This window comes from Pseudomonas sp. ASL3 (assembly GCF_056680425.1).
On record NZ_CM155281.1, the window covers coordinates 4,680,853 to 4,700,372 of the forward strand.

General features: G+C 53.5%; 23 protein-coding genes and 1 other RNA gene. 11 read left to right on the forward strand and 13 right to left on the reverse strand.

Features of this window, described 5'->3' with window-relative positions; all coding sequences use genetic code 11:
• The first annotated feature begins 57 nt into the window (after window positions 1-57).
• The 3 genes from AC1MEE_RS21715 (at window position 58) to AC1MEE_RS21725 (ending at window position 2,287) form a co-directional block, all read left to right on the forward strand.
• Complete coding sequence (locus AC1MEE_RS21715) at window positions 58-339, forward strand: hypothetical protein (RefSeq protein ID WP_480411603.1); 282 nt, start codon at window positions 58-60, stop codon at window positions 337-339.
• Between the two features lie 118 nt (window positions 340-457).
• Window positions 458-845, forward strand: a transfer-messenger RNA (tmRNA) gene (gene ssrA / locus AC1MEE_RS21720).
• A 185-nt stretch (window positions 846-1,030) separates the two neighbouring features.
• Window positions 1,031-2,287 (forward strand): integrase domain-containing protein, encoded by a 1,257-nt coding sequence (locus AC1MEE_RS21725; protein WP_014719966.1) that lies wholly within the window; start codon window positions 1,031-1,033, stop codon window positions 2,285-2,287.
• A 166-nt stretch (window positions 2,288-2,453) separates the two neighbouring features.
• On the opposite strand, the gene AC1MEE_RS21730 is transcribed toward AC1MEE_RS21725, so the two are convergent.
• The 4 genes from AC1MEE_RS21730 to AC1MEE_RS21745 are packed head-to-tail and all read right to left on the reverse strand — an operon-like array spanning window position 2,454 to window position 5,430.
• Window positions 2,454-2,723, reverse strand: a complete 270-nt coding sequence (locus AC1MEE_RS21730) for a hypothetical protein (RefSeq protein ID WP_480411604.1) — start codon at window positions 2,721-2,723, stop codon at window positions 2,454-2,456.
• Window positions 2,720-3,700 (reverse strand): integrase domain-containing protein, encoded by a 981-nt coding sequence (locus AC1MEE_RS21735; RefSeq protein ID WP_480411605.1) that lies wholly within the window; start codon window positions 3,698-3,700, stop codon window positions 2,720-2,722. The genes AC1MEE_RS21730 and AC1MEE_RS21735 overlap by 4 nt, the downstream gene beginning before the upstream one ends.
• Window positions 3,684-4,037 carry a hypothetical protein gene (locus tag AC1MEE_RS21740; protein WP_480411606.1) on the reverse strand — a complete coding sequence of 118 codons (354 nt, stop codon included), beginning with the start codon at window positions 4,035-4,037 and terminating at the stop codon, window positions 3,684-3,686. Before AC1MEE_RS21740 ends, AC1MEE_RS21735 begins: the two co-directional genes overlap by 17 nt.
• Window positions 4,024-5,430 carry a YfjI family protein gene (locus AC1MEE_RS21745; RefSeq protein WP_480411607.1) on the reverse strand — a complete coding sequence of 469 codons (1,407 nt, stop codon included), beginning with the start codon at window positions 5,428-5,430 and terminating at the stop codon, window positions 4,024-4,026. The genes AC1MEE_RS21740 and AC1MEE_RS21745 overlap by 14 nt, the downstream gene beginning before the upstream one ends.
• Before the next feature lie 1,375 nt (window positions 5,431-6,805).
• On the opposite strand from AC1MEE_RS21745, the gene AC1MEE_RS21750 reads away from it, so the two are divergent.
• Genes AC1MEE_RS21750 through AC1MEE_RS21760 form a run of 3 tightly spaced genes read left to right on the forward strand, consistent with a single transcriptional unit; the run spans window position 6,806 to window position 10,287 of the window.
• On the forward strand, window positions 6,806-7,720 hold the full coding sequence (locus tag AC1MEE_RS21750) for a hypothetical protein (RefSeq protein WP_480411608.1): 915 nt from the start codon (window positions 6,806-6,808) through the stop codon (window positions 7,718-7,720).
• 3 nt (window positions 7,721-7,723) lie between these two features.
• The gene (locus AC1MEE_RS21755) at window positions 7,724-8,167 is read left to right on the forward strand and encodes a hypothetical protein (RefSeq protein ID WP_480411609.1); all 444 of its coding nucleotides are present in this window, start codon (window positions 7,724-7,726) and stop codon (window positions 8,165-8,167) included.
• Window positions 8,168-8,169: 2 nt separating this feature from the next.
• A complete protein-coding gene (locus AC1MEE_RS21760) occupies window positions 8,170-10,287 on the forward strand; it encodes an AAA family ATPase (protein WP_480411610.1) in 2,118 nt (705 codons plus the stop codon).
• A gap of 29 nt (window positions 10,288-10,316) precedes the next feature.
• Here AC1MEE_RS21760 and AC1MEE_RS21765 read toward each other — a convergent pair whose 3' ends face one another.
• Both AC1MEE_RS21765 and AC1MEE_RS21770 read right to left on the reverse strand, forming a co-directional pair.
• Window positions 10,317-11,258, reverse strand: a complete 942-nt coding sequence (locus AC1MEE_RS21765) for a hypothetical protein (RefSeq protein WP_480411611.1) — start codon at window positions 11,256-11,258, stop codon at window positions 10,317-10,319.
• Window positions 11,259-11,456: 198 nt separating this feature from the next.
• The gene (locus AC1MEE_RS21770; protein ID WP_480411612.1) at window positions 11,457-11,804 is read right to left on the reverse strand and encodes a helix-turn-helix domain-containing protein; all 348 of its coding nucleotides are present in this window, start codon (window positions 11,802-11,804) and stop codon (window positions 11,457-11,459) included.
• A 45-nt stretch (window positions 11,805-11,849) separates the two neighbouring features.
• On the opposite strand from AC1MEE_RS21770, the gene AC1MEE_RS21775 reads away from it, so the two are divergent.
• The 3 genes from AC1MEE_RS21775 to AC1MEE_RS21785 are packed head-to-tail and all read left to right on the forward strand — an operon-like array spanning window position 11,850 to window position 14,046.
• Window positions 11,850-12,206 (forward strand): DUF4031 domain-containing protein, encoded by a 357-nt coding sequence (locus tag AC1MEE_RS21775; RefSeq protein ID WP_480411613.1) that lies wholly within the window; start codon window positions 11,850-11,852, stop codon window positions 12,204-12,206.
• The gene (locus AC1MEE_RS21780; RefSeq protein WP_480411614.1) at window positions 12,163-13,368 is read left to right on the forward strand and encodes a nucleoside triphosphate pyrophosphohydrolase family protein; all 1,206 of its coding nucleotides are present in this window, start codon (window positions 12,163-12,165) and stop codon (window positions 13,366-13,368) included. The genes AC1MEE_RS21775 and AC1MEE_RS21780 overlap by 44 nt, the downstream gene beginning before the upstream one ends.
• Before the next feature lie 6 nt (window positions 13,369-13,374).
• The gene (locus AC1MEE_RS21785; protein WP_480411615.1) at window positions 13,375-14,046 is read left to right on the forward strand and encodes a uracil-DNA glycosylase; all 672 of its coding nucleotides are present in this window, start codon (window positions 13,375-13,377) and stop codon (window positions 14,044-14,046) included.
• On the opposite strand, the gene AC1MEE_RS21790 is transcribed toward AC1MEE_RS21785, so the two are convergent.
• From AC1MEE_RS21790 to AC1MEE_RS21810, 5 genes are read right to left on the reverse strand one after another with little or no spacing between them, the layout of a single operon-like run.
• On the reverse strand, window positions 14,047-14,850 hold the full coding sequence (locus AC1MEE_RS21790) for a thymidylate synthase family protein (protein ID WP_480411616.1): 804 nt from the start codon (window positions 14,848-14,850) through the stop codon (window positions 14,047-14,049).
• Entirely contained in the window at window positions 14,834-15,478 is a 645-nt protein-coding gene (locus AC1MEE_RS21795; protein ID WP_480411617.1) for a C1 family peptidase, read from the reverse strand. The genes AC1MEE_RS21790 and AC1MEE_RS21795 overlap by 17 nt, the downstream gene beginning before the upstream one ends.
• Window positions 15,475-16,491, reverse strand: coding sequence for an ImmA/IrrE family metallo-endopeptidase (locus AC1MEE_RS21800; protein WP_480411618.1), 1,017 nt, complete (start codon window positions 16,489-16,491; stop codon window positions 15,475-15,477). Before AC1MEE_RS21800 ends, AC1MEE_RS21795 begins: the two co-directional genes overlap by 4 nt.
• Window positions 16,492-16,500: 9 nt before the next feature.
• Window positions 16,501-16,851: a helix-turn-helix domain-containing protein gene (locus tag AC1MEE_RS21805; protein ID WP_186607172.1), complete on the reverse strand. Its 351-nt coding sequence runs from the start codon at window positions 16,849-16,851 to the stop codon at window positions 16,501-16,503.
• Window positions 16,848-17,120, reverse strand: a complete 273-nt coding sequence (locus tag AC1MEE_RS21810) for a hypothetical protein (protein WP_186607171.1) — start codon at window positions 17,118-17,120, stop codon at window positions 16,848-16,850. The genes AC1MEE_RS21805 and AC1MEE_RS21810 overlap by 4 nt, the downstream gene beginning before the upstream one ends.
• Before the next feature lie 491 nt (window positions 17,121-17,611).
• Here AC1MEE_RS21810 and AC1MEE_RS21815 point away from each other — a divergent pair, with 491 nt between their 5' ends.
• Window positions 17,612-17,893, forward strand: coding sequence for a hypothetical protein (locus AC1MEE_RS21815; RefSeq protein WP_480411619.1), 282 nt, complete (start codon window positions 17,612-17,614; stop codon window positions 17,891-17,893).
• A gap of 71 nt (window positions 17,894-17,964) precedes the next feature.
• Here AC1MEE_RS21815 and AC1MEE_RS21820 read toward each other — a convergent pair whose 3' ends face one another.
• On the reverse strand, window positions 17,965-18,480 hold the full coding sequence (locus AC1MEE_RS21820; protein ID WP_480411620.1) for a type II toxin-antitoxin system YhaV family toxin: 516 nt from the start codon (window positions 18,478-18,480) through the stop codon (window positions 17,965-17,967).
• On the reverse strand, window positions 18,477-18,806 hold the full coding sequence (locus AC1MEE_RS21825) for a type II toxin-antitoxin system PrlF family antitoxin (RefSeq protein WP_480411621.1): 330 nt from the start codon (window positions 18,804-18,806) through the stop codon (window positions 18,477-18,479). The genes AC1MEE_RS21820 and AC1MEE_RS21825 overlap by 4 nt, the downstream gene beginning before the upstream one ends.
• Before the next feature lie 246 nt (window positions 18,807-19,052).
• On the opposite strand from AC1MEE_RS21825, the gene AC1MEE_RS21830 reads away from it, so the two are divergent.
• Window positions 19,053-19,520, forward strand: coding sequence for a (2Fe-2S)-binding protein (locus AC1MEE_RS21830; protein ID WP_480411622.1), 468 nt, complete (start codon window positions 19,053-19,055; stop codon window positions 19,518-19,520).

Genomic DNA, 19,520 nt, shown 5'->3' on the forward strand with positions numbered 1-19,520 from the left:
CCGAACATTCGGCCTCATAGACCGGCCACACCGAGTCCACAGGCTAAGGAGATGCACATGAAGCGCACTGCACTGACTGGATTGTTCCTCACCGCCGCACTATTGGCTTCCCCGGTATTCGCTGCTGATAAACTATGTGACTCCAATCTACAGACGATCAAAGATGATCTGGCCACGGGCGCGACCGACATGGGCGAAGACACCATGATGAATCTCAAGGAAGCCCAGAAGGAAGCCATGGCGGCAAAGGCAGCAGGCAACGATAAAAAATGCATCGAACTGACTGAAAAAGCGCTGGCAGATGTTGAAAAAAGCGATTCCGGTGATAGCGACAAGTAAAAACATTGCCAAGGCCAGCCCTACAGCTGGCCTGTTTCACTCGGGTGCCTGACAGAAGGTCGACGCCCTCCCTGCATTCAGGTAGACTGATCGCTTGACTGCTAGGGCAGTTGTTATTGGGGCCGATTAGGATTCGACGCCGGTTGCGAAACTCTAGGGGCATGCCGAGTTGGTACCAGAACTCGTAAATCAACTGATGCAAAACTCTATAATTGCCAATGATGACAATTACGGTGCTCAACTAGCTGCGTAAGCAGCCTAGTCGCACTTCTGGTAGCTTCGGCTCCAGCAATCATTAGGGGATGTCTGTAAACCCGAAATGATTGTCATATAGAACAGAATCGCCGCGTAGTACGTTGTGGACGTAACGGCTAAAACTTACACAACTCGCCTGAAGCACCCTGCCCGTCGGGCGGCCGAGGGTTAACTCAATAGACACGGCTAAGCATGTAGAACCGACAGCGGAGTACTGGCGGACGGGGGTTCAAATCCCCCCGGCTCCACCATTTGATCAACTAAAGACGTCCACGGACGTCTTTTTTTGTGCCTGAAATCCAGTAAATACAGGGGTTTCAGCGCTTATGAGAGCTTTGGAGAGTTTCTGAGTTCCAGACGGTTTGGTATCCCAGGTGGTATCCCGGACTGCCAAATGCTATTTTCAGGATACCAAAACGGTGCTGGAGGTAGCCCCATGCCTACTAACGCAACCCGCCTCTCCGATCGCCAGCTCAAGGCAGTCAAGGCAACTGGTAAAGATTTCGTCCTCAGCGACGGCGATGGCTTACAGCTTCGAGTCCGCGCGAGCGGCTCAATGATGTGGAATTTCAATTACCGAGAGCCCCTGACCAGAAGCCGTATCAATATGGCGCTTGGTCCATACCCCGACCTTTCGCTAGCCAACGCCCGGAAGAAAGCCGCAGAGGCGCGTGAGCTGCTCGCTTTGGGCACTGATCCCAAAACCCAGCGTGATGAGGTGAGGCAAGCCAAACTTGCTGAGACTGAACACACTTTCGAGAAGGTGGCCACCGCCTGGTTCGAGCTGAAGAAAGACTCAGTAACCAAAGCCTACGCCGAAGACATTTGGAGATCGCTGACACTCCATGTTTTCCCAAGCATGAAAACAACGCCGCTCTCTCAAATCACTGCTCCGATGGTTATCAAGATCCTTCGCCCAATCGAGGCCAAAGGGAGCCTCGAAACCGTGAAACGATTGAGTCAACGACTCAACGAGATCATGACCTATGGGGTCAACTCCGGGCTGATATTCGCGAACCCCCTCAATGGAATTCGGGCGGTGTTCAAGAAACCCAAGAAAGAGAACATGGCTGCGCTACCACCTGAGGAGCTTCCCGAGCTCATGATGGAAATCGCGAATGCCAGCATCAAACGCACGACCCGCTGCCTGATCGAATGGCAGTTGCACACGATGACCCGCCCTGCCGAAGCAGCCACCACACGATGGGCAGATATCGACTTCGACAAGCGCATTTGGACCATTCCGCCAGAGCGCATGAAAAAGCGTCGCCCGCACACAATCCCCCTTACCGATCAGGCACTGTCGTTACTGGAGACGCTCAAGCAACTCAGTGGTAACAGAGAGTACGTATTCCCCTCAGATAGAAATCCCCGCACCCATGCCAATAGCCAGACCGCCAACATGGCGTTGAAGCGCATGGGCTTTCAGGACCGTCTAGTCAGCCACGGCTTGCGCTCGATGGCGAGCACCATCCTGAATGAGCATGGCTGGGATCCGGAACTGATCGAGGTCGCGCTGGCGCATGTCGACAAGGACGAAGTTCGTAGCGCCTACAACAGGACGGACTACATCGAACGCAGGCGTCCGATGATGGCTTGGTGGAGTGAACATATCCAGAAGGCGGCCACCGGCAGCCTGTCGGCATCGGCCATCAATCAAACCAGAGACCGCAATGTCGTACCAATTCGCTGAGCATCCAAAAAGTACGCGACACCGGCTACGATCCGTGCCGTGTAGCAGGGCGAAAGAAGTGACGACAGTCGCTAGATCTCTGGTATGCCTGCGCCTCTTCAGCCAAGCCCCTGGGTATGGGAAGGCTCCGCATTCCCATACTCAGGGGCTCACGCTTAAAGGTCTATCAGGCAACCACGGCTTTTGCCTTTCTGCGGCGGATCAACCCTGCTGTTAAGTCGTAGTAGTAGACGGTAGCTGGAGCTGAGCATCGCAGGTAGTGCTTCAGAAACCATCTCACGTGCTTTTCTCTCCAGGACCAGGGAGTCGCGCAACCCCAGCGCTCACGAATCACCTCGTGCATCCTTTCTGCTTGCCTGACGTGCCGCTGCCGCGTCGCATGTGCACCTTTGAGCACGGGGCGCAGAAACAACGCCATGTCGAACTCGGACGTCATCGCCGACCTCCGATGTAGGCACTCACCACATCGATGCGGTTATGTCCCAATTCGTGGCTGATCTGCTGTCGTGCACGCTGATCAAGCTCTCGATCTTCTCGATGAACACGACCGACATTGACGGGTGTATTCAAGCCAGTCAGTTGCTCATAACGCTCACAGGCGTAAGCCGCCCGCAGCTCATGAAAGCCTTTCAATCCATGCTCATGCAAGATGTCCCGTGCCGGTCGCACAACTGATTGCATAAACTCTTTGTAGCTCTCGTTGGGGGCCAACAGGTTCCGACTGCGACTGGGTGAAGCCTCCCAGGCCCTATCCAAGGCGCCACGGATTTGATCTGTGATCGCGATCCAACGCGGTGCTGACGCGCCTGATCGACCGCCTTTGGTGCCGTCCTGAATATTGATCTTGCCCAGTTGCCCGGCCTCACGTTGCAGTCGGGGCAGGTCCGCCAAGATCGCTTCACGCAGGCGCATACCAGTCTCCCGGGCCAGATGCACAATTGCGGCCACTCGTTGCTGACCTCGCTCTGACAGTGCGCGTGCGATCAACTCGATCTGAGCACGATCTTGGCCTTGCGGGGCCTCCACGCGCACGCTTGAGCGCTGCAAACCCAGCGCCTTGCTCGGACTGGGGATTTTGACGTACTGATCACCGCGCAGCGCAGCCATCGTTCGGTTCACGGTTGACAGTCGGTTCTGCGCGGTGGCGATGCCGACGTTGCGCTGGTCAACCTGCTGCCGCATATAGGCGGCGTACCGCATGAGGGTCTCGCGGTCGATCTGTCGCGCGTCATTGAGTCTCGGCCCTTCCTCGGATCGACACCAACGCACGAATGCTTGCCAGCGATCGCTATGGGCTTTGACGGTAGCAAAATGGCCGTCGCCAAATAGATCTTTCAGGGCTTGCGGTCCGGCATAGCTGAGTTGGCGACCGAAGCCAAAATTGCGCCCAGATCGCTTACCGACCCGGACCATTTTTCTGCCCCTGATTGACTGCAGCGAGATCATGCAAAAGGGCTCTCCAGTTCGCACTCACGATGGCGAACTGGGACCAATCAGTCGGGCGAAAACACAGCGTGTTGTCGGTGACGTAGAGATGCGCGCCCTCCTCTTTCAACCACTGAATGATGGCTGTCGTCGAGGTGATAGTTTTACGGGTGGTGGCGACACCGGCGACAGCGGCGACACCCCTTGCCCTGCCTGGCTTTGAGCGTGGCGACAAAGTGGCGACAGTAGCGGCGACAAATCGCGCTTTCGGCTCCTTTTGGCGCTGAGCCAGATGGTTGCGCAGCGCTTCATCAAGATTGAACATGGCGCACCTCGAAGGTGTGGCCGTCGGTGATGAGCCACTGATGATCAATTAACTCGACCAACAGCTTGGCGGTATGACGACTGCTCTTACGGGCAAAACGGGGACCGTTGCGGTTCAGCTCCCGAATACTGAAGCGCTTCCAATCCTTGACCTGCAGCCAGCGCAGCAGGCGGTCCGCCTCCTCCTTTACTCGGCATACCGGTTCCTGTTCGGTCAGGCGCTGGATCTCGGTGAGGTAGTAGCCGACTAAAGCGGAGGCCCGTTGGATATGGTCGGCCTCCACCGTGCTGCTCTCCTCCACAACTGCCAGGATGGCGGCGATTCGGAGCAGGTTATCGGCGGCCTTCGATCCGCTAGGCCGTACGCTGGCCAGTTCCCCAAACTCACCCAATTGGGCTTCGATAGCATCATGCAGATCAATCCAGCGACGACGGGCCAACGGACTGAGACTCAGCGTTGATAGTTGCAGAGCGCCGTCAGCGGAAAGTGACCACGGTTGATGAAAGAGGCCCGAAAGGCGGCGGTGATAGCGTTTTAGTGCGGCGTCTCTGGACAAGTCGACGGCCTGGTAACTGCGCTGTCCGGCCAGACTGGTAGGCCAGGTCATCAGGCAGCGACCGAGGATGCCTTGCCCCTGCAGCAACGGGTCACTGAGTAACTGCATGGCCAGGTATGGTTGCAGCATCAAGTGCAGGCTCACGCGCCGGTCATAGGCTCGCAGGCTTTCGCCCGCCATCGAGCGAGCACGATCAATAGGGCTACCGTCCCAGAGTGACGACAAGGTCGTGACCGCTTTCAAACGGTTATCCCGACTCATGGTGCTACTACCAAGGAATTGTCCGCCTTCGTCACAGAACAGGCCCATGCTGGGCAAGTCATGACATAGCCCCTTGATCAACGCCTCTATAGTCGGATCCGTGGTGATCAGCCGGGGGGCCGAGGGCTCCTCTTCTAGCGGTACGCCGTTTTGGGGGGCGGGATCTCCAGGATTAATACGCTGCGCCTGTCGCTGTGCGGCGCGGTGCCGGGAAAGCTGTTCGCGATAGCGCTGCCACTGCTCACGCTCCCATTGCCGTGCAGGCAGTAATGCACATCGATCCGACGCCGTTTTGCGATCGCCGGACGCGGCCACCGTGATCAGGTACAGCGACAGCGGATAACTGCGCCCGTCGAGCTGTAAGCCCGCATGACCTTGTGTAGCTAGCGCCGAGGCAGCCAACACCGATTGCGCGGCCAGCGCCTGGGGCACGCCGATGACCTCGGCCATGCGCTCCACCGCAGGCCCAAGAATCCCACCCAGTGCCTGCACCGGATAAGGCTGGGCCACGGGATTCGACTCAATCAGCGGTCGAGGCGGTCGTGGTAGTTCAAGCTTCGGATCTAACTGCTGCATGGGCCCTCTCCTCGGTGATTGCTGGCTGTCCTCACATACTCCCGCCACGGCTGTTGAGTGTTATCAGGGGTCAAGGCCCCTGCGGCCTGTGAGGTGTTCACTGACGCGGAACGCACGGCTCCTTACGACCGGGAGCGAGGGCATAAACCCATAAATCTGGCCTCCTTAGACGCATCCGAAGATGCGGGCGGGTGGAGGCTGCGCCGACTGACGAGTTCGGCACCTGGAGATTCTGGGTGGGAGAAGGCAACAACATCGACACCTGGCGCATGCCTGACTGTCAGTCAGGTGCGGCCCTTCCATGGCTGCGGCACCGGTGCCTGCGTCGTTGCGGATGGCGACAAATCGGGTTTGTCAGGCCGATTGTCACGAGGAGAGTTGCGACAATGCCCTGTACGACGTGGCTTGCAGCAGTGGTGCGAGCGCCCGTCTCTTTCCAGAAGAAAGAGACGGGCGCAGTCTGGCGCAGCGAAGTGCGTCGAGAGGTGAGGTTGCTGCAGCGCAGCGAGGAGGGTCCATCGTCTGCCGGAGTGGACAGATAAGTCGAGTAGGCATCCATCACTCTTGGGGAGTGACCGTGCGAGCCGCCGGACGCTAATCGCACTTCGGGAGAACCACCACCAAGTGGCGTAGCCTTGAAGGTTCTGGCTACCTGGGCAGGTGCTGTCAACGACAGCGATCCGTGCGCCAATTTTTATACCCGCTCGAAAAGGCGGTCAAGCGTCACGGCCAAAGCGCGCGACAAAGTGGCGACTGTCGCCACTTTGTCGCCAAGCTCAAAGCCGGACAGGACTAGGGTTGTCGCCGGTGTCACCGGTGTCGCCACATCTCTAGACGAAACTCTACGACAAGCTCGGTTCAAACGCTGAAACCGCCTTGCATTCGACAGAGATTGAAGGCGATTACTGATGGTAAAAGAGGCGTGACGTTAATCAAATTTGAAATGGAAGGATGGAACGAGGTGGCTTCGAGAAAAAGCGGGTGAACCCTCCGATCGGCGCGATCAAAGATCGCTGGATCGGAGGGTTTGGCGGGAAAAACAAAGCCTCAAACGTCAACAGCTGCTGAGGGTATCAAAAGGTAGAAGCCGGCCATTAGCTGCCGCTGGTTATCAAAAGTACGGTCAACAAGCATCCCCGGAGCATTACCTACAAAATCGGGTCGACTCATGCTGTACAGATAAACAGCCTATGTATATATCGAATCCAAATTACCGGTTCCTGCTAGACCGGCTGATAGCGTTTTGATAGCTTCTGGAGTATCCGAGGTCGCAGGGCCACGCGAAGGAACAGATGACGCCCAACCGGCACCTATAGATTTCGGAAGGATACGATGAGCATCGCCTCCCGATGAGTATTCACAAGGCAGGCATGCAGTGATCACGACACCCGTTGGCAAATTCACAGGTACGACTTGGGAAGCGCAGTGTCAGCTTGCATTTAAACTCAAGCATGGCGGCGACGGATATCAGCATATACCCGCCTCGCCTGGTGATTTTGGGATCGAGGGATACACAAAACACACCGGATATGCGTTCCAGTGTTATTGCCCAGAAAGGCTTTATCATCAAGACGAGCTTTATGAGAAACAGCGTACAAAGATCAACGACGATCTGAAGAAGCTCAGAGATTACTCTGATGATCTACAAAAGATTCTGGGCGGCACAAAGATCAAAAATTGGTGTTTTGTCACTCCCGAAATCAGCAGAAACAAGCTGCACTCCTATACCCAGATTAAACAGACTGAGGTCAGGGGGTGGAGCCTTCCGCACCTCGATGAAGATTTCACGATATTGCTCCATGATCATGAGTTCTACATAAAAGAATTCAATCTGCTGCGCACGTCAGAAGGCCTACCCCCATGCTTGGGCTCGCCGACAGAATCGTTGCCAAGAGTGAGCATTACCCCTGAACCCTATGACGAGAATTTGGAAAGGAAATGTCGCCTACGAATGCCAGGAAGACCCGCTCAAAAAATTGAAAACTTGATCAAGCTGACAACTAATAATTTTCTTGATCACGATACATATTTTCAGTCGCTGTATGACCGCTCGCCCCAAACGTATGTAAACGTGGCCCGAATAGTGAATACCTTTGAGCAAGACGTCTTGGAATGGGGACTTACGTCTGACGCAACACCCGAGGAACTCACAACACTGGTAAGGGACAGGCTGATGGAATACCTGACCACTGATCGCCATCTCAACATAGACAAGTCCATGGCAAGTGATGTGGTGCGTAGGACTGTCGCACGATGGCTTGCGATCTGCGAACTGGACTTCAACGAGTAAATAATGGCTCAGCTCAAATTTATAAGGCGGCCGATTCCGGTGCTCTCGGAGCTTCGCCCTCTCTACAAAATTTCCCAGGCGCTTCTGATATTACATTTGTCCGGACGTGGCGGCAGATCAAGCCTTCCAAAAATCCACCTACTGAATTGGGCACTCAAGACGCCCGAGCGTACCCGGTCACTAACAATTGGTGCCCAGCAAGGTCAATTGCAACTCCCGATCTGGGGTTTTGATCCTGCAATGGCAATTGCACTTAATCTTGCATTCAGTGAATCATTGATAACGCCCACCACAACAGGATTTGAGCTAACTGCCTCCGGCAGATCTTATGTGGAACTGATACTCGCTGATGACTCCGTACTCAGCGAAGAGAAGGCGGCATTGAAGTTGATCGGAAAAAAAATTACGGAAGATATGGTGAATACCGTGTCCAAGGGATGGGAATAATAATGTACATCAAAGCAATCCATATCGAAATTCAGACGGATAGTGGTCCGTTTGGATTCTTTACCGAATTCAATCGCAACTTGAATATCATCCGCGGCCGAAACTCAGCCGGTAAAAGTACAATCGTGCACGCGATCATGTATGCAATAGGCATGGAAGAGTTACTGGGGGCGCAGAATGAGAATGCACTGACCTATGCCTTGAAGGACTATCTGGAGCACGAAGGACTTAAGCATCAAATCCAGACATCCAGAGTTACAATCGAAATCGAGAGCAACGGCAAGACCATCACCGCAAGACGCAGCGTTAGAGAAAACGGTCTCAGTACGAAGCTTGTACGTATCCAGGAGTGCTCAGGGCTTACCAAGGGTGAAACGGCCCCCACCCTGTACAAGTTCATCCATGACGCAAACAGCGCTCAGATCGAAGAGGGGTTTTTTAGATATTTTGAGCAGTTTCTCGGCTTGCAGCTTCCCCTTGTACCGCGGACAAACAACAAACCAGCAAAGCTTTATTTACAGTATATCTTCGCCGCGATGGTGATTGAGCAGAAACGGGGATGGACTGACTACATTGCAAACCTTCCATATTTCGGTGTGCGAGATGCACGCATTAAGATCGTCGACTTCTTGGTTGGCACCGATGTTTTCGAAACAGATGCCAAACGCGACATATTGGATCAAGAATCCAAGCAGATTTATGATGAATGGCAAATTACTTACCGAACACTTTTGAGTGAAACCCTCAAGCATGGCTTCAAGTTTTCCAACATCTCGAAAACACCAGTACCGGACTTCAATGCAGAACTAGTCAACTTCCACAAAATCTCTGAAGGCGTGATAGAGAGCATCTTGGAGTATAGGCAACGCAAGATTAATGAGCACCAAATTATTGGTATCAAACTCGCTAGCCAGGGTGAAACACCAACACAAGAAATAACTCAAGCAATTGAAAAGCACACTAATGAACTTGAGCGCTTTACAGTTGCTTATGAGACTTGCCTGGGTGACCTCGCCTTATTACGCGTCAATCTAAACAGCAACAGACTCAATACTCGACAGGCGAAAGATGAACTGACAAAAAACCACGCAGCACAGAAGCTGATCAAATTCGGTGCATCGCTCAGCCTGTCAACTGCAAGTAACTCTTGTCCAGCCTGCCATCAATCTATTGGTAACTCTCTCGTAGACCTGCATGAGAGTACGCCACACATGGATATCGATACCAATATAGACTACTTGTCTGCCCAACTGCGAATGCTCGAAAGAGAAAATGGTGGAATTGAACAGTCTATAAAAGAGTCGGAAGCGCTGAAGGATCAACTGGCAAGAACACTGTCGGCTTCAAAGTCTGCGCTTAGGGCACTACGATCTGACCTGAACTCCAACTCGTCTGTCTCCAAATCGGGCATCAGGCTGCAAGTGCAAATCGAGATGGAGCTCGAAGGGCTTACTAAGTTTGAGGAAAACTCGGACCGAGCACTCGATGCTCTCGGCTCGCTATCACAACGCTTCCTCGATAATCAAAAAGGCCGGGGGACGATGCCAAGCGATCATTACTCGCCCGCTGACCTAGCTAAGTACTCACTTTTCGAAAGAATGTTCCGCGCCAACATCAGCGCGTTCGACTATCACAGCGCGGCAATCGAGGACATCGAGTTCAACAGAGAGAATCTCCTCCCGTACCTAGCTAAGATTGAGCTCAGAGAGATCAATGGTCAAAGACAACCATTTAATTCCGCAGCCCTCGACTCCTCCACAGCTTCAAACATTGGAAGAAGCGACGACAGTCCTAAAGGCAAGGGCAACATTGCCAGGGAGTCCAGCGCTAGCGACTTTGTTCGTCTGATCTGGAGCTACCTGCTTTCCATTTACCAAACCTCCTCTCACCACACCGTCAATGGCAATCACCTGGGTTTCCTGTTGCTGGACGAGCCGGGGCAGCACTCAATGGCTACCAAAAGCCAACAGGCACTCTTTCAGCTTTTATCATCCGAGAAAGGGCTGCAAAGCATCGTGGCAGCCTCGTTTGATGACAGTGAGGCCACTTACAGAGAGGCAACCTCTAACGTCGATTTCAAGCTTATTCAACTGGGGGACAAGTCTATTTTGCCGCGTTAGTGAGTCATCTTCGGTTCCGTAGACAGGAATTACTGAAGCGTCGGTGGCAAAATCAGATCTCTCTGTGCAGGCACGAGGATGCCACCAGGCGAACTTGTGAGATTCTCGCTCACTTCCAAAGCGATGGCCTCTACCAAATCAGAAGCGGGTTGTACTCTCTGGGTATAGGAAAGGCTAATGAACGCGCTGTAGTCTTCAATGTATGCCTGATCGATTCCCAGAGCAGCGGGATAGGTAATCCTATTCAGTGCATTCATAGCTCGTTCACTAGTAATCTCGTTTTTCTTGGCCATCGCGCTAAGAAGCCGTCGGCAGACCTCATAGCTATGCTCACCAGTTTTATGGTTCAACATAGTGAGGACATGCGGATAACGGCCAGAAAGCACTGGGTCGATTATTTCAGTGCGTTCACTGCCCTGGATTGCTTTTGCTTGTATTCCTGCGAGCGCGCCGGTGTCAGCTTGTAGGGCGAGCTCGGCCGCGCCAGCTTCGTTTATCCGATAAAACTGAAGATCGAACGGGCTACCCGGGTTGTAGAACGTCGCGGTCAAAGGGCGGTCTTGAAGTCTGCGGTCGGCAGTGATGAATGGGATGTACTCATCGAGCATTTTTTGTGTCACGCGACCGATAGATCGGTTGGTGCACCAAGCAAAGGCTCGCTTTCCGACAGAGGGCTGCTGCTCCCGACAAAGTCTCGCCAGCATCGCCTCGAAAACTAGACCCTTAAATGCGGGCTCAAGCCGCGTGGTCCGGATTATCCAATCTTGTTGCTGCGCATCGTAGTAAGCGTTCCCACTGACCTGTGCGTCCTGAAGGGTTACATGACGGTACTGCATGGTTAGCAAACGTTGCTGAATCTCGGGAGGAAGGCTAGGGTCCAGCGCTCTGATAGCCGAAGGCTCGGCAATAATGACCTGAGTTGGTAGGCGCACGATGGCAACGGGTTCTGCACTGTAGAGCGTTTGGTCCATACTTCCGTCCTGCTTTCAACTACAAATTGGGAGCAGGAGATGATGTCACACCGGATAGATGGGCGGGTATCAACTGGCGCCGCTCTGCAGCCATGTTTAAGACAGGGCTGGTCCGGGGATTCCCTTGAGGCATGCAAAAACTTCGATCACTCAAAGGTGCCCAGCTTTTTTTGCATCAACGTGGCACCGGATCTGTAGCTAGGCATTACGCGATTTAAGGGCCTCCTCAATGCCATCCAGGATGTTCCTGATTAGATGCTCGCTTTCTGGCCATTCGCTAACTAGCTTTTCCACGCGGTGAGACAGGTTCGTCACTGCTTCCGTGGGTCGAGCCGCATAAACTTCAATGTTCAAATATTTGCATATTTTCTGCATATTCTTGCCGAGTCTCGCCGTATCTCCCCTCTCAATCCGGGAGATCTGTGTGTAATGCACCCCGACGCGCTCACCCAAATATTTCAGGGAAAGTCCAAGATCCTTGCGAGCCTTCATTATCCGACGGCCGAGCAGGGTTAAGTCGATTTGAGTGTTGAATTGAGAGCTCATAATGTGCAAAATATTTGCATATTATTTAAGTAAAGGCGAGCGAATATGGCGGTCTATGTCGATGCAGAAGGCATTCGTTGGCGTGGACGCGAATGGTCCCACCTAGTGGCAGATTCGCTGGATGAGCTGCATACATTCGCCGATCGGCTGGGGCTGCAACGTCGCTGGTTTCAATCCAAGAGCCGTTACCCTCATTACGACGTGACGGCATCAGTAAGAGCTCGCGCCCTCTCATTGGGTGCAACAGGTGCTGAAAGGGAAGTAATTGTCGGTTGCGCAAAAAGGATGCGATCCGAGATGATTCAGCTATACCAAAATGCCATTGCTGGCGCTGAGTCATCCAAGAAAGGGATTTTGCATGTCCAAGCCCATACCCCAAGCCATGGCGCTGTCAGTTCCTGAATACAGTCTGAAAGCGGGGGGGACCAACCGGTTTCAGACCACCCCTGAAGGCTTCCAAAGTCTTAAATTTGGGTATTTCGGAGAAATCGGGGGACTGCTGTCGGCCTTCAAAAAAGTCGGGCGTGACCAGCTCGTTGCCACGGTCAGTGAACTGGCGGCGGAAGAGCTGGGTGATGCATTGTGGTACCTGATTAACCTGGCAGCGTCTGTAGGTGTTGAACATAACCATATTGGGGAACGCTGCATTGCTGCGTTGCGTACTCGCTTCAACGAAAGCGAACAGGACCCCGTGATACCGGTGACGTTCAGACACATCGACAGCTTGATTGAGGTGAGAAGAACACCAGGTTCTATTAATCGATCGGATCAGCTGGGGATCTTGGCCGCCGCCGCTGGAATTATCGCCGACACCAGTCAAACTCGATACATGGCCCTTTCACACCAAGCACGATGCGATCATTTCGGCACTCAGCTTGCTGAGCTAGCCCTGACATGCGCCAGTTTCGATCTAAGGTTTGAGGATGTAGCTCGGTCGAATTTGGAGAAGATCCACAGCAGATGGCCGGGAGAGAATGCACTATACCCCGAAGCATTTGATGAAGGCTTCCCTGAGCACGAGCAATTTCCCCGCCAGATAGCTATGGATTTTATCGAGCGAGGTACAGCCCAAAATGGGTATGTCGTTCAAAGCTTGCGAGGTGTGTACATCGGGGATCGGCTGACTGACAACAGCAACGAGCCTGATGACTATCGTTTCCATGATGTTTTCCATCTGGCATATGTCGCGTTTCTGGGGTGGTCACCAGTGCTTCGAGCCTTGTTCAAGCGCAAGCGCAAATCCGATGCGAAAAAGGATGAAAACGAGGACGGCGCACGCGCCATGATCATTGAAGAAGGCATTGCCACCTGGATCTTCAATCACGCCAAAGGCCAACATTTCTATGTCGATGCGAAAGTTGGAAGCCTGGATTATGGCGTGCTCAAGCAAATCCAAAGCATGGTTGAAGGTTATGAAGTGGACAAATGTGAGCTGTGGCAGTGGGAAAAAGCGATACTGACCGGCTTTGAGGTCTTCCGTAAGCTGCAAGAGCACCGCGGCGGCACCGTAACCGTCGACATGGTGCAGCACACCATGAGTTTTGAACCCTTCACGAAGAAATGAGCAGCAATGAACCCAACAGCCTTTGTGAACGCCCTGTCCGCCTTGAAGCTCGACAACGTGTTCAATCCTTACGCAGATACGTGCCCGGTCCATGACCGAGCCGATGCCGTAGCTTCGCGTCGCCGCAACCTTCGTGGCTATTTGAAGGCGGCGACTGAAATTGGCGTCGACACGATTTGGATGGGGCGGGACCTTGGCTATCGGGGCGGCCGGCGTACCGGCCTGGCGTTGACCGATGAGTTTCATCTGCCAGAGATGACACAGAGATACCCGGGCTCCAATTTCAAACAGGCTACGATCGGTCCAGCGCTTGCAGAGCGCACTGCCTCTGAAATCTGGTCAGTGCTACGCTCCGTAGACTTGCCGCCGTTGCTTTGGAACGTCTTCCCGTTTCATCCCCACGAACCTGGCAACCCATTTACCAATCGCAAGTTCACCGCTCGAGAACTACTACAAGTCGACGAGTTAAATGGCTTATTGATCAAATGGCTGAAAGTACGCAGAGTCGTGGCGATCGGGCAGGACGCGTTCAATTACGCGAGTCGGTTCGATGTGGAGGTGGTTGCCATCCGTCACCCTAGCTACGGTGGTATCAAGGATTTTCGAGACGGGATGAGTACACTCTACAACATCCCAATCGAATCGCTGAACGCCAAAAGACAAGCCTCACTGTTTTGACTACCCTGGGAAGTCCTTGAGCATTCTTTTTGTTTCTTGAGGCCCACCCAAGCTACCCATATCGAGATACGCATGCGTGGCGATGCAGGTAAGCATTCCGCACTCAAAGCCTGATTCTGTGCCGACAAACTTATGCAGATTGCTCAGGCCGATCAGGTTGCCCAGTGCTCGCTGCCCGTACCAATGCGAACGATAGACTGCGGTCAGGTCGAGCTTTCCGGCCGTCACTTTGAAACTCAGATGACTGAGGCATGGCATGTTCAAGGCTTTGTTGCGATCGACGCCCGGATCGTACAAAGGCAACTCACAACCAAAGCCATCGGTATTGTCGGCAATATCGTACTCTGGATCGATGACCCCTAATTCGTACGCAGCTTGATAGCAGCGCCCCGCCTTGGAAGACTGCAGCTTGCGTATGATCACCTCAAGTGGGTTAAACAGGGTCTTGCCGTCGCGGGCAACCCTGCGCATCATCCGCAGTGCATAGGTGCCCCAGGTGCCATGCTTTTTCGCCCGCGCCATGACATCAAGATAGCGCGCATAAAACTCGGGACGACCATCGCGTTTGTAAAGCCCATTTGGGAAAATGGTACCTGCTACGGTGTCGACACTTAAGCCCGGCGTGCTCTGGCGTAAAGCTGTATCCACAGCCTTGATTATTTCAAGATCCCCGGCGGTGAGTTCACTTGCGGATGCCATCTCGAGGATCAGATTGCGATCGGTGTACTCGGGGCAGGCCACCAAATGACGTGCCGCAGCCAGCCAGGCGGAGACTGCGCGTTCTTCCTTAATCAGTACTGCCATGTACTACTCCAAAGGCGCATGCCGCATGCGCTGCAATATAGGTAGAAGAAACCCAGGCATGGCCATGCAGCCCCCAGGCATCTCCCCAGCTGTTTCTGATCAAAAACCAAGGTTCGCCATCACCGTCATAACCGAGTCCGACCGCAACGACAGCGTGCACCATCGTGCCCGGGAGCACCGATTCACTGAAGGAAACAATCCCGTCCTGAGGTTGGAAGAACTCAAGAGTGAGTCGCAGCGCGAGACCCACTGCATTCTGCGCTCGAATGTTTGAGATAAGCCAATCAACATCAGGCTCAAAAAACTGAACAGGACATCCAAAGTGCTCTAGATGCGTGGGAAGCGCTTCGAGGGGCACTCCAGGCTCATGATCCAGATAGGGAAACAATCGTTCAACTGGGTGACCCAAGGCGGAGGCCGTCAGGGCAGCCGGAATTTGCAGACCGTCGCCAGGTTGCCAGTTCGGGATATGGGCAATTGTCGCGCGATAGAAAAACTCAGGGCCTAATTCTTCATCCGCAAATCGACGATTCAGGTCCGTGATAGCAAATGCCAAGCAAGTAGGTCGATTGCCTTGATTTTTTGCCTCAACCGGAGTTGCGTCGACCAAGATTTCAGGCGTGATCACGGTAACAACGCCTCTTCGATGAGGACTATTTTTGCCTCACGGGAAAGGCCTTCAGCGATCGGCTCAAAATGCGCTCTTGAATTGAAACTCGCATCCCCTGCCTGTTTGCCGACCCAAGGACGCTGCTCAGTAAACACAAGTGGGTACGGAGCATCAAACTCCACATCTTCTCCGGACACGACATAGTCCATAGTCGCATCGGCGCCAAACGACAAACCATTCTTATCAATTTTCGACGCCGGCAAAGGTGCGATCACAAAACCTTCGGCCTTTGCCTCATCGACTGAATCTGCCAGCCATAGATAACCTGCCGAAGCGTGGCTTTTCAAACGGACGACAATGTGATCTTCAGGGCGCGGCTCAAGGATCGAGGATTGATCAGCATCATCGAGCAGCCAGACTTCCTTGGTCGCATCGGGTAACGGGCCTTGCATCAATGCTCGCTTGATCGAGGCAGGAGTTGTCTTGAGTAACTGCTGCACCATGTCGTAGTCGAACAGCTTGTGCCTCATTAGAGACCACGCGGTGGCGGCGTAGCTGACCCCAAGCCTCAGTGACAACTGATATAGGATCAGTGGGTTCTGAAGGGATTGACGGTTCCAACCCTTGCGCTTGCAGATGATAGTGAGGAGCTGACGAGGTACCAGCAAATGGTAGCCGAAGGATTCCGCTTCCTGCTCTTGAATCGCGCCCTTCGGGCCATAATCGATAGTTTCGTCGAAGGCGGTATCGTGGCCCATAAAATAATGACCTAGTTCGTGTGCGCAGGTCATGTGTATCAAGCCGGCAGAGCGCGCTGCATTGACGAGGATCCCTGAGGCATCGCCTCGTATAAAAGCGCCATACAACCTGTCCAGGGGCTGCAGCATTACGGAAATACCTTCGGAAGCAGCGATCTTGAAAGGATCAATCCGGGTATAACCGTCCTGCTCAATACGCTCCATCGCACGTGTCGCTTCGAAGACATCAGAAGCCAGCTTGGCGGTGGTTATCGCAATATCACGATGCCCCATTTCCAACTCCTATTTTTTGCGCCCCGATTGCTTTAGAAACTGAGCAAAACGCGCTACTTCTTCCAGATCTTTCGGCGAGAGCCCATCGATCGCTCGCGCAAGAAATCCGAGTTGTTGTGGACCATCTGATATGGGCTCAACCCCGGTAGATAGGTAATCGAGCGTCCTGTGATAAAGCTTCGCCAGTTTGCTGAGTTCGATGGCTTCAACCTTTCGCGCCCCTAGCTCAATATTGGTAATGGAAGGCCTTGACAGGCCTAAAACAGCAGCAACTTCATCTTGAGAAAGCCCAACGTACTCTCTCGCCTGGCGAAGTCGATCCCCCATTTGATTGCGTTCGTCTTGCAGGACAATGCTCATTTTGGGCTGTCCTTGAGGTGCTTCAGCACCCCTTTGGTAATTTCTGTCACAAACTGATTTTTTGATTCGTAGCCGCCATGGCGGATGATCAGTTCCACGGGTAGCTTTTTCTTCACCAACTTGTCCAAATGAACAAACGCATCGCATGCCGCAATAGAATCCAACGGCGCACCGAGATCGTCAGTCGCCAGTGGATCGTCGAGAATCTCCAAAGCCCGTTTTTCCCAAAACGCACCGAGTAGTTTTTCGATCTCAACTCTGAGGTCCATGTGTGCATCCTCGTAAGAAAATCAAACCGTAGATGTACGAAAAACATACGCCAAAATCTCGATAACCTCAAGAGCACGTGTTAAGTCATAAACAGTTGCCTTGGAAGTAGGCATATGACGAGCGTGGCAAGTCGATTACAAAGGAGGAGCAATGGCATTGCTATCTTGTGACGTATTCCAATTGGTATTCCAATCAAAATTAAAAACTAAAATTTATTATATTAATCAATAGTTTAAAAGGCAGATTCAAATTACCCCGGCCCACCAAATCCAAACCTGAAGCCCGCCCTGAAAAGCGGGCTTCAGGCGTTTCAGGCTCCCGTAAAACCTGAAGTCCCATTGCACCCGAGATATTCCGATACACGCGGGGAACTGAAGATGGATAGCGACAATCAAATCGCTCAGCCCCCTCTATCGGGGCGTGTACCCCACTCGGCGCTCCCGCATAAATCCACAGCGCCCGCCGAGCCCTTATGCTCGAGGAGATGTCTGTGAAGCACGCCGTCCTTACTGGTTTGTTCCTTACCGCTGCAATATTGGCTTCACCGGCGTTTGCCGGGAACGAAAGTAGTCTGTGTCAGATCAACCTGCAAAAAGTCAGAGACGCCGAGGTGAGCAATCACGCAATGAACGAACAGCTGAAGGGCGATATCGACACCACCGTCCACCGCGCCGAAGCGGCCCTCGCCAGGAACACTGATGAAGGCGCGAAAGAATGCCTCTCTCTGGCGACCCAGGCGATGCAAAAAATCCAGAGTATTCCGAGCAATTAAAGGCGAGCGGTAAGTGGCGGCTGTGGCTGCCTCATCAATACGCCATTGCCACTGCCCCCTTCGGGGGACTTCTACCGCGTCCTGACGTCCGCCTGTGCGATCACCTCTAGCAATCGACTGGACTCGGCACGCGCTTCGTCTTGCAGAGAGCTCCAGTCATCTGGCGGATGACCGCCCTGCAGCATCTTGCGGAATGTCCGATACGCGTCATCGCCACTCTCGTACGCCCGCTTGGTGTCCTCATCGTTCACCCAGGCGTAAACGATGATTTTGCTCCGCGCGTGATAACGAAAAAACAGACGGTACTGCTGAAAGAACTTGGCTCGAAACCAATGTTTGTGTTCCTCGCCCAGCGTAGTCCCCTGCCGATACTCGACGCGGCCGGGCTCTTGTGGAATGACTTCGAATGCCAGTTTGGTAATAGCTGCAAGACGCTTGCTCGCATTTTTTCGAACGTAACCCGATGGATCTTTCGCACGTAGCGCCTCGACACGCAGGGTCAAACTTTCGACTTGGGCAAGGAACAGCGGATGAACAAAAATCGTCCAGCCATTGACCACCAATGGCTCATCTGAGGTTCGCGTCATTCATCATCCGCCGAAAGCGGGGCATCCAGATCAAGCTCTACGTGTCCGACCAACGACTGTAGGTGGGCCACCAAGCCAGCATCTATTGCTTTCAGATGCTCCGGATGGCGCGAGATATCGCTCACCAGGAAACTCAAAAACTGCCCGAGAGCGGGATCCTCGGCCGCGGGCTCGTCGGCACGCGTTAGCAGCACTGCACCATCGGGATGGATCGAGTAGTGAATTTTGTCGCGTTTACTCAGTTTAAGCGCACGGCGGACCGTTTCAGGCACGGTGGTCTGATAGCGATCAGTGAGTGTTGATTCGACTTCGAGAGTGGCGGCCATGGCTGCCTCCAGGGGTAATAATTGAGCATTAAGCAAAGGTAATGCAGATGCATTACCTCGTCAATATTCCATTACCCCATCGAAATCAGCGAAATTGAATATTCCGGCGAAGCAACGGATCACATACAACCACCCGTCACCTACCCCGCTCCCCCACAAAAACACCGCCTAGCATCAACTCTTTAAAGACTGCGCAGTCAGGCGCGTTTGGTACCGGGTTGGCGATGGGATTTGAGGAGTGGATTGATGATTACGCTCACGCTCAATGGCAAGGAACAACAGCTCGATGTTCCGGATGACATGCCGTTGCTTTGGGTCTTGCGCGATGTGGTGCATCTGACCGGCACCAAGTTCGGCTGTGGCATCGCTCAGTGTGGGGCGTGCACGGTGCATGTCGAGGGTGCACCGTTACGTTCGTGTATTACGCCGATCCACGCGGTGGCAGGTAAATCGATTACCACCATAGAGGGTTTGTCTGCCGACAACTCGCATCCGGTACAACGGGCGTGGGCTGAACTGGATGTGGTGCAGTGCGGGTACTGCCAGTCCGGTCAGATCATGTCGGCTGCAGCCTTGTTGAGCAAAATCCCTTCGCCCACTGACGCCGATATCGATCAGGCGTTGTCGGGCAATATCTGCCGCTGCGGCACCTACCCGCGTATCCGTGCGGCGGTGAAGCGCGCGGCTGAGCTGGGTTCAACCACCAACGTGTAG

What these genes read in the sequence shown, in the direction of transcription:
- AC1MEE_RS21715 (WP_480411603.1), top strand. Translation starts at nt 58, where the DNA reads ATGAAGCGCACTGCACTGACTGGATTGTTCCTCACCGCCGCACTATTG.
- AC1MEE_RS21725 (WP_014719966.1), top strand. Translation starts at nt 1,031, where the DNA reads ATGCCTACTAACGCAACCCGCCTCTCCGATCGCCAGCTCAAGGCAGTC.
- AC1MEE_RS21730 (WP_480411604.1), bottom strand. Translation starts at nt 2,723, where the DNA reads ATGACGTCCGAGTTCGACATGGCGTTGTTTCTGCGCCCCGTGCTCAAA.
- AC1MEE_RS21735 (WP_480411605.1), bottom strand. Translation starts at nt 3,700, where the DNA reads ATGGTCCGGGTCGGTAAGCGATCTGGGCGCAATTTTGGCTTCGGTCGC.
- AC1MEE_RS21740 (WP_480411606.1), bottom strand. Translation starts at nt 4,037, where the DNA reads ATGTTCAATCTTGATGAAGCGCTGCGCAACCATCTGGCTCAGCGCCAA.
- AC1MEE_RS21745 (WP_480411607.1), bottom strand. Translation starts at nt 5,430, where the DNA reads ATGCAGCAGTTAGATCCGAAGCTTGAACTACCACGACCGCCTCGACCG.
- AC1MEE_RS21755 (WP_480411609.1), top strand. Translation starts at nt 7,724, where the DNA reads ATGGCTCAGCTCAAATTTATAAGGCGGCCGATTCCGGTGCTCTCGGAG.
- AC1MEE_RS21760 (WP_480411610.1), top strand. Translation starts at nt 8,170, where the DNA reads ATGTACATCAAAGCAATCCATATCGAAATTCAGACGGATAGTGGTCCG.
- AC1MEE_RS21765 (WP_480411611.1), bottom strand. Translation starts at nt 11,258, where the DNA reads ATGGACCAAACGCTCTACAGTGCAGAACCCGTTGCCATCGTGCGCCTA.
- AC1MEE_RS21770 (WP_480411612.1), bottom strand. Translation starts at nt 11,804, where the DNA reads ATGAGCTCTCAATTCAACACTCAAATCGACTTAACCCTGCTCGGCCGT.
- AC1MEE_RS21775 (WP_480411613.1), top strand. Translation starts at nt 11,850, where the DNA reads ATGGCGGTCTATGTCGATGCAGAAGGCATTCGTTGGCGTGGACGCGAA.
- AC1MEE_RS21780 (WP_480411614.1), top strand. Translation starts at nt 12,163, where the DNA reads ATGTCCAAGCCCATACCCCAAGCCATGGCGCTGTCAGTTCCTGAATAC.
- AC1MEE_RS21785 (WP_480411615.1), top strand. Translation starts at nt 13,375, where the DNA reads ATGAACCCAACAGCCTTTGTGAACGCCCTGTCCGCCTTGAAGCTCGAC.
- AC1MEE_RS21790 (WP_480411616.1), bottom strand. Translation starts at nt 14,850, where the DNA reads ATGGCAGTACTGATTAAGGAAGAACGCGCAGTCTCCGCCTGGCTGGCT.
- AC1MEE_RS21800 (WP_480411618.1), bottom strand. Translation starts at nt 16,491, where the DNA reads ATGGGGCATCGTGATATTGCGATAACCACCGCCAAGCTGGCTTCTGAT.
- AC1MEE_RS21805 (WP_186607172.1), bottom strand. Translation starts at nt 16,851, where the DNA reads ATGAGCATTGTCCTGCAAGACGAACGCAATCAAATGGGGGATCGACTT.
- AC1MEE_RS21810 (WP_186607171.1), bottom strand. Translation starts at nt 17,120, where the DNA reads ATGGACCTCAGAGTTGAGATCGAAAAACTACTCGGTGCGTTTTGGGAA.
- AC1MEE_RS21820 (WP_480411620.1), bottom strand. Translation starts at nt 18,480, where the DNA reads ATGACGCGAACCTCAGATGAGCCATTGGTGGTCAATGGCTGGACGATT.
- AC1MEE_RS21825 (WP_480411621.1), bottom strand. Translation starts at nt 18,806, where the DNA reads ATGGCCGCCACTCTCGAAGTCGAATCAACACTCACTGATCGCTATCAG.
- AC1MEE_RS21830 (WP_480411622.1), top strand. Translation starts at nt 19,053, where the DNA reads ATGATTACGCTCACGCTCAATGGCAAGGAACAACAGCTCGATGTTCCG.